General features: G+C 61.0%; 9 protein-coding genes. 2 read left to right on the top strand and 7 right to left on the bottom strand.

Features of this window, described 5'->3' with window-relative positions; translation table 11 throughout:
- Positions 1-15: 15 nt before the first annotated feature.
- Together WEU32_RS04715 and WEU32_RS04710 are read right to left on the bottom strand one after the other, a co-directional pair.
- Positions 16-1,221 (bottom strand): glycine C-acetyltransferase, encoded by a 1,206-nt coding sequence (locus WEU32_RS04715; protein ID WP_406853063.1) that lies wholly within the window; start codon positions 1,219-1,221, stop codon positions 16-18.
- Between the two features lie 53 nt (positions 1,222-1,274).
- Positions 1,275-2,102, bottom strand: coding sequence for a DUF4232 domain-containing protein (locus tag WEU32_RS04710; protein WP_406853062.1), 828 nt, complete (start codon positions 2,100-2,102; stop codon positions 1,275-1,277).
- A 155-nt stretch (positions 2,103-2,257) separates the two neighbouring features.
- On the opposite strand from WEU32_RS04710, the gene WEU32_RS04705 reads away from it, so the two are divergent.
- Both WEU32_RS04705 and WEU32_RS04700 read left to right on the top strand, forming a co-directional pair.
- The gene (locus WEU32_RS04705; protein ID WP_406853061.1) at positions 2,258-4,333 is read left to right on the top strand and encodes a TonB-dependent receptor domain-containing protein; all 2,076 of its coding nucleotides are present in this window, start codon (positions 2,258-2,260) and stop codon (positions 4,331-4,333) included.
- A 222-nt stretch (positions 4,334-4,555) separates the two neighbouring features.
- The gene (locus tag WEU32_RS04700; protein ID WP_406853060.1) at positions 4,556-7,135 is read left to right on the top strand and encodes a TonB-dependent receptor; all 2,580 of its coding nucleotides are present in this window, start codon (positions 4,556-4,558) and stop codon (positions 7,133-7,135) included.
- A 54-nt stretch (positions 7,136-7,189) separates the two neighbouring features.
- Here the strand turns inward: WEU32_RS04700 and mce are convergent, their stop codons facing one another.
- From mce to WEU32_RS04675, 5 genes are read right to left on the bottom strand one after another with little or no spacing between them, the layout of a single operon-like run.
- A complete protein-coding gene (mce, locus tag WEU32_RS04695; RefSeq protein ID WP_312137618.1) occupies positions 7,190-7,612 on the bottom strand; it encodes a methylmalonyl-CoA epimerase in 423 nt (140 codons plus the stop codon).
- Positions 7,612-9,765 carry a methylmalonyl-CoA mutase gene (scpA, locus tag WEU32_RS04690; RefSeq protein WP_406853059.1) on the bottom strand — a complete coding sequence of 718 codons (2,154 nt, stop codon included), beginning with the start codon at positions 9,763-9,765 and terminating at the stop codon, positions 7,612-7,614. Before scpA ends, mce begins: the two co-directional genes overlap by 1 nt.
- Entirely contained in the window at positions 9,762-11,141 is a 1,380-nt protein-coding gene (locus WEU32_RS04685; RefSeq protein WP_406853058.1) for a methylmalonyl-CoA mutase family protein, read from the bottom strand. Before WEU32_RS04685 ends, scpA begins: the two co-directional genes overlap by 4 nt.
- Before the next feature lie 3 nt (positions 11,142-11,144).
- Complete coding sequence (locus tag WEU32_RS04680; protein WP_406853057.1) at positions 11,145-13,121, bottom strand: acetyl-CoA carboxylase biotin carboxylase subunit; 1,977 nt, start codon at positions 13,119-13,121, stop codon at positions 11,145-11,147.
- A gap of 11 nt (positions 13,122-13,132) precedes the next feature.
- Positions 13,133-14,668, bottom strand: a complete 1,536-nt coding sequence (locus tag WEU32_RS04675) for an acyl-CoA carboxylase subunit beta (protein WP_406853056.1) — start codon at positions 14,666-14,668, stop codon at positions 13,133-13,135.
- Positions 14,669-14,771 lie beyond the last annotated feature (103 nt).

Here is a 14,771-nt window from a genome sequence, read left to right as displayed (position 1 = left end):
CAGTGGGATAGCTGGTCATTTGATGACTCCGAGTTCCTTGCCCGCCTGCGTAAAGGCGGCGACCGCTTGGTCGATCTGTTCAAAAGTATGGGCTGCCGACATCTGGGTGCGGATGCGGGCTTGACCGCGCGGCACAACGGGGAAGCTAAAGCCGATCACATAGACGCCCAGTTCCAGAAGGCGGGCGGCCATGTCCTGCGCCAGCTTGGCATCGCCCAGCATCACCGGAATGATCGGATGCTGGCCCGGCAGCAGGTCGAAACCGGCTGCGGCCATGGCGGAGCGGAAACGCTCGGCATTGGCGAACAACTGCTTGCGCAGGGCATCGCCCTCGTCGCCCGCTGCGATACGGATGGCTTCAATCGAAGAGCCGCAAATCGAGGGGGCCAGTGCGTTCGAGAACAGATACGGACGGGCGCGCTGTTTCAACAGAGCCACCACATTGGCATCGGCGCAGATAAAGCCGCCCATGGCACCGCCCAGCGCCTTGCCGAACGTACCCGTGACGAAATCGACCTTCACGCCGCAATGGGCGAACGAGCCACGGCCCTTGTCGCCAAGGAAGCCGGTGGCGTGGCAGTCATCGACCATGATCAGGGCGTTGTACTGGTCGGCCAGTTTACGGATCTCGTCGATCTTGCCGATATAGCCGTCCATCGAGAACGCACCGTCGGTGGCGATGATGATGTCGCGGGCACCGTCGGCGCGGGCCTGTTTCAGTTGCGCCTCTAGGTCGGCCATGTCGGAGTTAGCAAAGCGATAACGCTTGGCCTTGGAAAGGCGTACACCGTCGATGATCGAGGCGTGGTTCAGGCTGTCGGAAACAATCGCGTCCTCGGCCCCGAACAGCGGCTCGAAGATACCGCCATTGGCGTCGAACGCCGCGGCAAACAGTATGGTGTCCTCAAAGCCGAGATAGTCGGCAATGGCGCGTTCCAGCTCTTTGTGGATTTCCAGTGTACCGCAGATGAAGCGGACGGATGCGGTGCCCGCACCCCACTTTTCCTGCGCCTTGATACCGGCCTGCGTGACGCGTTCGTCACCGGCAAGGCCGAGATAGTTGTTGGCGCAGAAGTTCAGCACATTGCGGCCATTGACCGAGATGACCGGACCTTGGCGCGAGGCAATAACACGCTCGGGCTTGGTCAGGCCCTGAGCATCAATGTCCGCCAGTTCGGCAGACACACGTTCGTAGAAGGCGGGATTGGCTGATTGGGTCATGTTTGCTCCGCTACGCTGAATTTCGGCAGTATTAAACCCTTTTTATCACAGCGTTAGGGCGCACCATCCCTAGCGCCTGCGTCCGTAGCAAATGCCGATACCGTGACCTTGCCACCGCAAGCCGTTATCGAGGCCGGAACGCTGGCTAATTGCCCGCCCCCCGGTGCCTTAAGGGTCCAGCCCGAAACCTGCGGACATTTCGTCTCGCCCTCGCCTTCGTGCGGGATCACGCCCCAGCCCAGATAGAAACTGACCACCTGCTGTGGTTTCAGTTCGATGCGGGTCTGACCTTGGGATGCTGCAAAATAGCTGTCGGAAGTTCGCTCGATTTTCACTGGCGCAGCCTCTTTTTGCGTCACCAGTTCCAGTTCCGGCCACTGAGGCAGGATGCAAGCGCGCTCTCCCTTCAGAGACAGTCGCATCTCCTGTTGGCGATGCCCCATCGCCGCGTCGGCCTCGCCGGTTTCAAGCTGTAGCTGGTCGGCCCGACAGGCGGTCAGGCTGGGCGCAGGGGCCGCCGTAGGTGACGGCCGCGTGCACTGGCGCACTGTGCCATCGGCCAAGGTCAGGCGGGCAACCTCCTGCCCGTCCTCCTGCACCACATCCCAGCGCACCTTGCCGTCGCTATAGGCGCTACCGCGCAGGCTGGCGGTCGCCATCAGGTTCATCGCCTGCCCGTCCAGCGTCAGATGCGCCACCTCGCCCTCGTCATAGGCCACCACGACATCCCCACCCGTACCGCATGTATAGCGAACAGGTGTGCTGGCGGCAGCATGCGGCATCTGCAACTGGCCGCCCGTCTCCTCGGGCGCAGGCTGCTGGCAGGCCGACAGGACCGGCAACAGCACTGGCAACAGCATCAGGTATTTAATCGCTCGCATTGTGTTTCCTCCACCCCTCACCCCGCTCATGCACAGAGCAATGTGCGCTTAACGCAACAGCCAGAGGCAAAGCTCCCGATATTTCAAAATACGGCGCTTGCATGGTGATACAATATAACATAGCAAAAAGACCTCAGTTCTTGTCGGTGGTGCCCATGACGTCCAAAACCCTTCTGTTCTCCGTATCCTTGCTGGCCCTCGGCGCTGGTGCAGCCCATGCGCAAACCACCACGCAAAGCGTTGACCCACACGATCACGTCACAGAAGTCGAGGAGGTTGTGGTACGCGCCCTGCCTCTGGGCCGTGCTGGTAATGATGTCGCCAGCCACGTAGCCCTCTTGAGCGGCGAAGACCTTGTCCACCGCCGCAGTTCCACCCTTGGCGATACCTTGACCAGCCTGCCCGGTGTGAACTCCGACGCCTTTGGCGGCGGTGCCAGCCGTCCGGTCATCCGGGGGCAGGCCAGCCCGCGCGTAAAGGTTTTGAGCGAAGGGGCCGCCCTGATCGACGCCTCGGAAGTCTCGCCGGACCACGCCGTATCGGGCGAGCCGATGCTGCTGGAAGGTGTCGAAATTCTGCGCGGCCCGTCGGCCCTGCTGTTTGGCGGTGGTGCTATCGGCGGCGCGGTCAATCTGTTGGACAAGAAGATCCCTACCCGCATTCCCGTCAACGGCGGCGAAGGCGTTCTGGAATACCGCTATGGCAGCGTCGATGACGAGAATACCGGTGTGGCCGGTGTCACCGTCGGTGCGGGCCAGTTCGCCCTGCGTCTGGAGGCTGTAGGCCGTCGTAGCGACGACTATCGCATCCCCGACGGCGAACATGACCGTCTGGAAGGCTCCTATAACAATACCTTTACCGGCACGATCGGCGCGTCATGGATCGGTGAAAAAGGCTATCTGGGTGCCGCCTATACCCAGCAGAAAAGCACCTATGGTCTGGCGGGACACAGCCATGAGTTCGCCTCCTGTCACCCGCACGGCACCCACCTGCACTGTGGCGGTCACGGCCATGACGATGATGGCCACGACCACGATGACGGACATGATCATGACCACGAAGGCGAGCATGATCACGCCGCGCCCGAAGTTCGCCTGAAGAGCCAGCGCGTCGATATTCGCGGCGAGTTGAAAGACGTCATGCCGGGTATCGAGCGTATTCGTCTGCGTGCCGGCCACACCGACTATCGCCACGACGAGGTCGAGGAAGGCGAGGTTCAGACCACCTTCACCAATAAGGGCTATGACGCGCGCCTCGAAGTCCAGCACACCGAATGGAACGGTCTGCGCGGTGTCGTGGGCCTTCAGGTCAGCGACAACGAGTTCGGCGCTGTCGGCCTGGAATCCTATCTTCGCCCGACTGAAACCAAGTCCACCGGCCTGTTCCTGATGGAAGAATACGAGATCGGCCTGTGGCACCTCGAAGGGGCAATCCGCAAGGACTGGACCGAGACCGCCATCAAGGGTGCAGACAGTATCGATAACGATCCCCTGTCCGTCTCGGCGGCCGCCGTCTGGCATTTTGTACCGCAATGGTCTGTAGGTTTGTCACTGGCCCGCTCGCAACGCGCCCCCTCCGCTCAGGAACTCTTTGCCGACGGCGTCCATCTGGCCACCAACACCTATGAGTTGGGTACCCAGACACTTGATCTGGAAACGGTCCACTCGGCCGAGCTGACGCTTCGCAAGCGCGAGGGCCGCATCACCGGCACACTCAGCGCCTATCACTATGACTATTCAGACTATATCTTCGCCAATACGCTGGACCAGCACGAGGATTTCCGCCTTATCCGTTATGAACAGGCCGATGCCCGCTTTACTGGCCTCGAAGGCGAAGTGACTGCCGAACTGACCCCGTGGCTGAGCGGCACCGTCTATGGCGACTATGTCCGCGCCAAGCTAGATAATGGCGGTAACCTGCCGCGCATCCCTGCCGGTCGCCTCGGTGGGCGTCTGTCGGCCTTTAGTGGTCCTTGGTCAGGCGAAATCGATTATACTCGCGTGTTCGAACAGTCGGACATTGCCGCTTACGAGACCAAGACCCCCGGCTACAATCTGCTGAGCGCAAGCGTCGCCTACGGCTTCAATATTGGTGATACTGCCGACGCAGAAATCTTTGTGCGCGGCACCAATCTGCTGGACGAAAGAGCATGGAGCCACGCCTCCTTCCTTGGCGAGCGTGCTCCCTTGCGTGGTCGCGGCATCAGCACCGGCATCCGGGTGCGCTTCTAAAGACACACTCGATATCATTGAAAAATAAGACGGGGGCACAATCGACGGATTGTGCCCCCGTTCGCGTTTAGACCCACTGTATGCTCCGCCGCAGAACGCGAAATGTGGAACAAAGTTTTTCAAATCGACAATGGTTCAGGTGCGGTTCACCCCCACAGTCCTAGCCCTTGTACGAACCTCCCCCGAGCAGCCTTGCTGCCTATACGTTATAGATGAACCGATATGTCGCCTGTCACTTTCTTGCTTGCCCTGGCATCCATCGCCTCAGACGTTCCGGCCACCGCGCCCGTCCAGCAGCAACCCGAACAGGCCCACGCGCCGGTCCAGACACCTGTCCAAAGCGAAGACGACACCTATGATCTGGGTACCCTGAATGCTGTCACTGCGTCGCGTCGCGGGACAGCTCTGGGCGGATATGAACCCGAGGCTGTGCTGGATGCCGAACAACTTAAGGCCTATGGCGCAGGCACCATCGAAGAACTGATGACCCTGCTGGAACCGCTGACCCGTTCGGCGCGTGGCGGTTCGCCGGTCTTCCTTGTCAATGGACGTCGCATTTCAGGTTTTCAGGAAATTCGCGGCATCCCGCCCGAAGCCATCGAGCGCACCGAAATCCTGCCTGAAGAAACCGCCCTGTCCTACGGCTACACCGCCGATCAGCGCGTGGTGAATTTCGTACTGAAAGAAAACTTCCGCTCCGTGGCTGTACAGGGCCAACTCAAACGTCCTGATCTGGGTGGCCGCACCCAGTCCGAGCTGGAAACCAATATTGTCCGCATCGGTGGGACCCAGCGCTGGACCTTCGATATCGAATACGAAGCAGACAGCCCGCTGTATGAAAGCGAGCGTGACATCAACCGCGAGCTGGAAGCTCCTGCAGGAACGCTTCGCGGCGACGATACGCCTCTCACTGCCTACCAGACCCTGAACCCGCGCCGTCGCGGCTATGAAGTCACCGGCTCGTACAAGCGCGATCTCGAAAGCGGCATCGGCCTGACCGTCAGCGGCAATATCGAGCAGACCAACCGCATGACCTATCTAGGTCTGCCGGGTGTGGTGATGGACCTGCCGTCCTCCAGCCCGTTCTCCGACTATGCCAATGACGTGCAGGTGCATCGTTTCTTCGATGCGCCCTCGGCCCTGTCGCGTGAAAGCGATGCGCTGAGCGCCAATATCAATGCCCTTGCCGACGGCTATGCCGGTGAATGGCGTTGGACCGTCAGTGGTGGCGTCAAGCGCAATCAAACCGAAACCACGACGGGTCGCGGTCTAAATACCGATGCCCTCAAGGCCGGTGTGATTGCCGGAACCATCAATCCGTTCGGCGATCTGGGCAGCGTTCCGTTCAATCCGAACGACGAGGCCAAGTCGATCAACACCTCAGCCAATGTCGAGGGCGTGCTGAACGGCACCTTGTGGGAAGCTCCAACAGGCGCATTACAAGCCACCTTCAAGGCCGGTTTCGATACCCAGAAACAGGAAGCCGAGAACCTGCGCTTCTCGGCGCAGGACAATACCAGCACCTATTCCGAACGCAGCCTGTCGCGCGACCGTTTCAGCGCATCGGGCAATTTCAACCTGCCGCTGGCCTCTCGCGATATCGGTACCCTCGGCAAGCTGGGCGATCTGTCGGCAAACCTGAACGTACAGCTACAGGACCTGTCGGACTTTGGCGGTTTGAACAGTATGACACTGGGCTTCAACTGGTCGCCGTGGTCGCCGCTGAACCTGACGGCCAGCTATGCGCAGGAACAATCAGCGCCGTCGATGGCGCAACTGAATGACCCGACCCTGACCACGCCCAATGTGCCGGTCTATGACTTTGCAACAGGTCAGAGCGTCATCATCAACCGTATCGAAGGCGGCAATACCGCCCTGTCGGCCGAAGACAAATCGGTCCTGCGTCTGGGTGTGAACTATACCCCGTTCGAAAACAAGGACCTGCGCTTTACGGCCAACTATACCCGTACAGACACCGATGGCGTGATTTCGGGCTTCCCGACAATAACCCCTGCATTGGAAGCCGCTCTGCCGGAGCGTTTCGAGCGTGATCTTGCGGGCAATCTGATCTCTATCGATGCCCGTCCTCTGAACTACGAGAACAGCCTCAAGGAAGAAATCCGCTGGGGCCTAAACTTCTCGACCGCCTTTGGCAAACCTGATCCGGCCGCAATGCAGCGCGCGCGGGGGCAAGGTGGTCCCGCCGGTGGTCCGCCTTCGGGTGGTGGCCCGCGTGCTGGCGGAGGCGGCGGCGGTCCTCGCATGGCCATGCATGGCGGCGGCGGTGGCCGTGGCGGACGCGGTGGCCAGATGCAGCCCGGTCAGGGCCGCTTCAATGTCAGCCTGTATCACACCTATCGCATGACCGACGAGATCACGATCCGTCAGGGTCTGCCGGTCATTGACCTGCTGGATGGCGGCGCGACCGGTTCGCGCGGCGGCCAGTCACAGAACGAGCTGCAACTCCAGGCCGGTGTATTCAAGAGCGGCATGGGTGCCTTCATGAACGCCAACTGGGCCGAAGGCACACGCGTGGCAGGCGGCACGTCCGGCGATCTGAACTTCTCGGATCTGGCGACCGTGAACCTGCACATGTTTGCCGACCTCGGCCAACGCACCAAGTGGGTCGAGAAATTCCCGTGGCTGACCGGCGCGCGTGTCTCAATAGGTATCGAGAACCTGTTCGATGAACGCCTCAGCGTCACCGACGCCCAAGGCAATACGCCCAATGCCTATCAACCCCATTATCTGGACCCAATGGGCCGGACCTTCCGGATCAATTTCCGCAAGATCATCTTCTAAAAACGAAAGGCCCGCTGGAAACAGCGGGCCTTTTTCTTTGTCCTGTAGGGCGACTTAGTGATCGCCTTTGGGGCGTTCCATCAGCTCGATCAGAACCCCGCCCATTTCCTTCGGATGAAGGAAGACAACGGGCGTACCGTGGGCGCCGATACGCGGCTCGCCCGTGCCGAGGATGGTCACGCCCTTGGCGCGCATCTCAGCGACAGCGGCGTGGATGTCCTCAACCTCGAAACAGACATGGTGCTGACCGCCCTTGGGGTTTTTGGCGAGAAAGCCGACAATCGGGCTGTTCTCGTCAAAGGGCTCGATCAGTTCGATCTGGGCGGTCGGGGTATCGACGAAGCAGACCTTTACGCCCTGTGCAGGAAGATCGAACGGCTCGCCGATCTTGGTCGCGCCGAGGATGTCGCGATACAGCTTGATCGACTCCTCGATCGAAGGCGTCGCCACGCCGACGTGGTTCAGATTGCCGATCATCACTTGGTCTCCGCTTTAGGCTGGGCATAACCCAGACGCTCGTTCAGCTTTTCGATCAGGTCCACAGCCGTGTCGGCAATCACCGAACCCGGCGGATAGACGGCGGCAGCGCCCATTTCGATCAGAGGCTGCACGTCCGACGGCGGAATAACCCCACCGACCACGATCATGATGTCCTCGCGGCCCAGCTTGGCCAGCTCGGCCTTCAGTTCCGGCACAAGCGTCAGGTGACCGGCCGCCAGCGACGAAGCCCCAACCGCATGGACGTTCTTCTCTACGGCATCCTTGGCCGCTTCGGCAGGCGTTTGGAAAAGCGAACCTGCGGTAACATCAAAACCGATATCGCCATAGCCGGTGGCCACAACCTTCTGGCCACGGTCGTGACCGTCCTGACCCAGTTTGGCGATCAGGATGCGCGGTGGGCCGCCATCGTTTTCGATGAAGGCGGCAACCATTTCACGGGCGCGTGCGATCTTGGGATCGTTACCGGCTTCCTTGGCATAGACGCCCGAGACGGTTTTCACGGTGGCGACGTGACGGCCAAAAGCCGCTTCCAGTGCATCCGAGATTTCGCCGACAGTGGCCTTGGCGCGGGCTGCACGAACCGCCAACTCCATCAGGTTTTCGCCGCCCTTGGCCCCTTCGGTCAGGGCGGTCAGGGCTGCCTGCACGTTAGCATCATTACGCTCGGCCTTCAGACGTTGCAGCTTCTCGATCTGGCGGGCGCGCACCTCGGCGTTGTCGACCTTCAACATCGGAATGTCGTCAACGACCGGGTTAAGATACTTGTTCACGCCGACCACGGTCTGCTGACCCGTGTCGATGCGGGCTTGGGTTTTCGCAGCCGACTCTTCGATACGCAGCTTCGGAATACCGGCTTCAATGGCCTTGGCCATGCCGCCATATTCCTCGACTTCGGCCATCAGGGCGCGAGCCTTGGTGGCCAATTCCTGCGTCAGGCGCTCGACATAGTGCGAGCCACCCCACGGATCGATAACCTTGGTCAGGCCGGTTTCCGACTGGGCGAGGATCTGCGTGTTACGCGCGATACGGGCTGAGAAGTCTGTCGGCAGGGCCAGCGCTTCGTCCAGCGCATTGGTGTGCAGCGACTGGGTCTGACCACCAGCAGCAGCCATACATTCGATCATGGTGCGCGGCACGTTGTTGAACACGTCCTGCGCGGCCAGCGACCAGCCAGACGTCTGGCAGTGGGTGCGAAGCGACAGCGATTTGGGATTCTTGCCGCCTTCCTTGGCCACGGCCTCGGCCCAGAGCAGACGCCCTGCACGCATCTTGGCCACTTCCATGAAATAGTTCATGCCGATGGCCCAGAAGAAGCTGAGACGCGGCGCAAACTTGTCGACATCCATGCCTGCGGCCTTACCGGCGCGCAGATATTCAATGCCGTCCGACAGGGTGTAGGCCAGTTCGATATCAGCCGACGCGCCCGCTTCCTGCATGTGGTAGCCGGAGATCGAAATCGAGTTGAACTTCGGCGTTTCCTTGGACGTCCACTCGAAGATGTCGGCAATGATCCGCATCGAAGGCGACGGCGGATAGATATAGGTGTTGCGGACCATGAACTCTTTCAGAATGTCATTCTGAATGGTTCCGGTCAGTTGGGCATGCTCGACGCCCTGCTCTTCACCCGCCACGACATAAAGCGCGAGGATCGGCAGAACCGCGCCGTTCATGGTCATCGACACCGACATCTTGTCCAGCGGAATGCCGTCGAACAGGGTGCGCATGTCCAGAATGGAGTCGATGGCCACACCGGCCATGCCGACGTCACCCTTTACGCGCGGGTGGTCACTGTCATAGCCACGGTGGGTGGCCAGATCGAAGGCGACCGACAGACCCTTTTGGCCCGCCGCAAGGTTGCGGCGGTAGAAGGCGTTGGACTCTTCGGCGGTCGAGAAACCGGCATACTGGCGGATGGTCCACGGCGCACCGGCATACATGGTCGGATACGGACCACGCACGAAAGGCGCAAAGCCCGGCAGACCCTCGATGAAGTCGAGGCCCTCGATAGCATCCGCACCGTAAGAGGTTTCGACCGTCACACCTTCCGGCGTGGTCCACGGATCACGCGACGGGCCTTCACCCGTGGTGCCAAGGTCCAGATTCAGTTTGGAGAAATCAGGAAAGCTCATTGGCCTGCCTCCTCGAACGCGGCGGCAATGCGGACAGGTTTAAGCGGCTCGAACGCGCCATAGGTGACGGGCTGGACGGCTTCGGCCTCGACCGAAACGGCACGCACATCAGGGTCCACAAACTTGGTCACGCCGATGATCTGGGCGGAACCGTTCTGATAGGCTTTTTCGGTGAACTCGCGGGCGCGGGCGATGCGCGGCTGGATCACTTGGCCTTCAAGGGCAGCGATCACGCCACCTTCGGCTTCGATGGCCTGGAACTCGGTCCATGCCGCCTCGGCCAGCTCGCGGGTGCGGGCATCGATATACCAACTGCCCGACGCCGGATCATCGACGCGGCCCAGATTGGATTCTTCCATCAGGATCAGCTGGGTGTTGCGGGCCTGACGACGCGCAAAATCATCCGGCAGACCGGCCGCGCGGGTAAAGGCATCCAGCACCACCACATCGGCCCCGCCGACACTGCCCGCAAAACCGGCAGCGGTCAGGCGCAGCATGTTCGGCCACGGATCACGCGACGACAGCATACGGCGCGACGAGCGGGCTTCGATCTGGGCCTGAACCTCGTGACCAAAGGCCTTGGAGACGTTGGCCCACAGAAGGCGCAGCGCGCGAACCTTGGCCAGACCGTCAAAATACTGCTGGTCCACAGCGACGCCCAGCGTCACCGACGACAGGGCTTTGTCTTGCGACACGCCCGCTTCGACCAGTGCCTTCACATAGGCCACACTTGATGACAGGGCGAAGGCCAGTTCCTGAGCAATCGATGCACCAGCCTCATGCGCCACCTGCCCCGAGGCAAGGAACAGCTTGGCCTGCGGATAGGTCGAGGACCAGTTCGCCGCCTTGGTCGCGGCATCCTTGAGAATGGCCGCAAAACCGGACGGCGCACCGCCCGCACGGGCATAGGCCGAGACCGGATCAAGGTGGAAGGACAACTGGGCCCGCGGCGAGTCTTTCGCCACAGCGGCCAGAGCCTCGCCCGCCTTTACGCCATCAAAACCGGCATCCAGTGCCACCGGAGCCAGTTCCAGCGCGACGCCTTCCAGCGCCTTGGTCAACTGAGTCACATCACCGACCACTGGCCCCGAAACCAGCACAGATGCCGCCCCGTTTTCCAGATCGGTCAGGATAGTGCGGTTCAGTTCAGCCGCATCCACGCCCTCGACAATCGTCCGCAGGTCCCAGCTACGGCCTTCGCTATCGCTGGGGCGCGGTGCAAACACCGCTCCGGTTGCATTGGCGGTGCCATAGAGAGGACGCGTCGCCAACTGGTCCGCATCTAGATGGACGAGGCTTTCCAGCGGGCGGTCTTTCAACGCCTTGATGGCGGCATCGCGCCATTCAAGCGGTGTCGGGGCGGGGAATTGGCTCATGATTTACTCGAACTCCACCAGAACGTCGTCGGCGGCGACGGGGTCACCGGCCTTGGCCTTCACGGACTTCACCTTGCCGTCACGCTCGGCCTTGAGGATGTTCTGCATCTTCATGGCTTCGATGATGGCGACGGTTTCGCCCGTCTTCACTTCCTGACCTTCGACGACCGGAATATCGACCACAAGGCCCGGCATCGGTGACAAGGTCAGCTTGGACGTATCGGCAGCCTGTTTCTCCGGCAACATCGCATAGAGGGCGGCAACTTCCGGACGCACGATGCGCACGCGGGCCTTGGTGGCACGCGAACGGATGTCAAAACCGTCGGCAGCGCGTTTGACTTCAACCGTATAGGCTTCCTCGTCCAGCACAGCACGGAACAGGGATTGGCCCGGACGCCAGTCGATTTCCGACAGGGTGGTTTCTTCGTCGTCGATAATGACGGTCAGGTCTTCGGCCTCGTCATAACCGACTTCCACCTCATAGGCGGCCTTGTCGACCAGAACGGTCCATTCGGCACGTTCCGACGGATCACCATCCTGCTCGGCGATGACTTCGTTCATGGCGACGGCAGAGGCGATCATCTGCTTCACCTGCAGGTCCGACGGCGCAACGCCGTTAAAGCCTTCGGGGAACTCGTCCTTGATGTAGTTTGTCGTCAGCACGCCCGACTGGAAGCGTTCCTGATCCATCACCGCCGCGAGGAACGGCACGTTGTGGCCAAGGCCCGCAAGGTGGGTGTCTTCCAGAGCGCGGGCCATGCCCTTGATCGCGGCATCACGGGTTTCACCCCATGCGCACAGCTTGGCGATCATCGGGTCATAGAACATGCTGATCTCGTCGCCTTCACGGACGCCCGAGTCATTACGCACGATATAGCCGTCTTGCTGACCCTCGGTCGGCTGCTCATAGCGCACCAGACGACCGATCGACGGCAGGAAGCCGCGGTACGGGTCTTCGGCATAGATGCGGCTCTCGATGGCCCAGCCGTTGATCGACAGATCTTCCTGTTTGAGGTTCAGATGCTCGCCCCATGCAGAACGGATCATCTGCTCGACCAGATCAACGCCGGTGATCAGTTCGGTCACAGGGTGTTCCACCTGCAGGCGGGTGTTCATCTCGAGGAAGTAGAACGACTTGTCTTGCCCTGCGACGAACTCGACGGTGCCAGCCGAGTCATAGTTCACAGCCTTGGCCAGAGCCACAGCCTGTGCGCCCATGGCGGCGCGGGTGGCTTCGTCCAGCAGCGGCGACGGGGCCTCTTCGATGACCTTCTGGTTACGACGCTGGATCGAGCACTCGCGCTCGAACAGGTGGATGACGTTGCCGTGCTTGTCGCCCAGCACCTGAATCTCGATGTGGCGCGGGTTGACGATGAACTTCTCGAGGAAGACGCGGTCGTCACCGAAGGCAGCCTTGGCCTCGGCCTTAACGGCGGCAAAGCCCTCGGCCATGTCGGCATCGCCTTCGGCCACGCGGATACCTTTACCGCCGCCGCCAGCCGAAGCCTTGATCATGACCGGATAGCCGATCTGCTGCGCGATCTTGACGGCCTCTTCCGGCGTTTCGATCAGACCCATATGGCCCGGCACGGTCGAAACACCGGCCTCGGCAGCGAACTTCTTGGAGGTGATCTTGTCGCCCATGGCGTCGATCGCCTCGGGGTTCGGACCGATGAAGGCGATGCCCTCTGCCTTCAAACGACGCGCAAAGCTGGCATTTTCCGACAGGAAGCCGAAACCGGGGTGCACAGCCTGTGCGCCCGTCTTCTTCACGGCGTCCACGATCTTGTCCTGAACCAGATAGGATTCAGCGGCCGCCGATGCGCCGATGTGAACGGTCTCATCCGCCATCTCGACCGCCAGCGAACCAGCATCGGCGTCGGAATAAACCACCACCGTCTTGATGCCCATCTTGCGGCAGGTCTTGATGACACGAACAGCAATCTCGCCGCGGTTGGCGATCAGAATTTTATCAAACATGTTTCTGGGCCTTACAGCGGGATGTTGTCGTGCTTCTTCCAGGGATTTTCCTGGACCTTGTTCTTCAGCGTGCCGAGAGCCTTGATCAGGCGACGGCGCGTGCCGTGCGGCATGATGACGTCGTCGATATAGCCGAGGCCAGCCGCCACGAACGGGTTGGCGAAGCGTTCCTTGTACTCGGCTTCACGCGCGGCCAGAGCTTCTGGATCGCCCGCTTCCTTGCGGAAGATGATTTCCACGGCACCCTTGGCACCCATGACGGCGATTTCAGCGGTCGGCCATGCATAGTTCACATCGCCGCGCAGGTGCTTGGACGACATAACGTCATAGGCACCGCCGTAAGCCTTGCGGGTGATGACGGTCAGCTTCGGCACGGTGGCCTCGGCATAGGCGAACAGCAGCTTGGCACCGTGTTTGATCAGGGCGCCATATTCCTGCTTGGTGCCCGGCATGAAGCCCGGAACGTCCACGAAGGTGACCAGCGGAATGTTGAAGGCGTCGCAGAAACGCACGAAACGCGCGGCCTTGCGGCTGGAGTCGATATCGAGAACACCGGCCAGCGTTTGCGGCTGGTTGCCGACGATGCCGACGGTTGCGCCATCCAGACGGCCAAAGCCACAGATGATGTTCTTGGCGAAATCGGCACCGATCTCGAAGAAGTCCGCCTCGTCGACGACCTTCAGGATCAGTTCCTTCATGTCATAGGGCTGGTTCGGGTTGGTCGGCACCAGCGTATCCAGCGAAGCTTCGTCACGGTCGGCTTCGTCATACGACTCGCGCACCGGCGGCTTTTCACGGTTCGACAGCGGCAGGAAGCCGATCAGGCGGCGAACCTCGGACAGGGCCTCAAGGTCGTTTTCAAACGCGCCATCGGCCACGCCCGACTTGCCCGCGTGAACACGCGCGCCGCCGAGGTCTTCGTGGGTGACCACTTCGTTGGTGACGGTCTTCACCACGTCGGGGCCGGTCACGTACATATAGGACGTGTCCTTCACCATGAAGATGAAGTCGGTGATGGCCGGCGAGTAAACGTCACCACCGGCGCACGGGCCCATGATGACCGAAATCTGCGGGATAACGCCCGAAGCGAGGGTGTTCTGCAGGAAGATGTCGGCGTAACCGGCCAGCGATTCCACGCCTTCCTGAATACGTGCACCGCCGGCATCGAACAGGCCGATGATCGGCGCACCCGCCGTCAGCGCCATCTTTTGCAGCTTGACGATCTTGGCCGCATGCGCGCCCGACAGCGAACCGCCGAAGACGGTGAAGTCCTTGGAGAACACATAGACCAGACGGCCATTGATGGTGCCGCGACCGGTGACGACGCCGTCACCCGGGATACGCTGCTTGTCCATGCCGAAGTCGTGCGAGCGGTGCTCCACAAACATATCGGTTTCTTCAAAGCTGCCTTCGTCCAAAAGCACGCCAATGCGCTCGCGCGCGGTCAGTTTGCCTTTGGCATGCTGGGACGCGATACGCGCCTCGCCCCCGCCCAGACGGGCAGCAGCGCGGCGACGCTCGAGTTCCTCGAGGATGGCCTGGGTCATGGAAAAGCGACTCCCTCACGTTTTGTTACTCGCCAGAAACCCCCGTCATCGCAAAAAGGCAATCGCAACTTTGCAAATCGTGCGGAAGTGTGTGAGTTTGCCA

It is taken from the genome of Brevundimonas sp. BH3 (assembly GCF_045345115.1).
Classification (GTDB): Bacteria; Pseudomonadota; Alphaproteobacteria; order Caulobacterales; family Caulobacteraceae; genus Brevundimonas.
The sequence above is the reverse complement of the archived record's forward strand: the minus strand, read 5'-3'. Positions and strand labels throughout refer to the sequence as shown.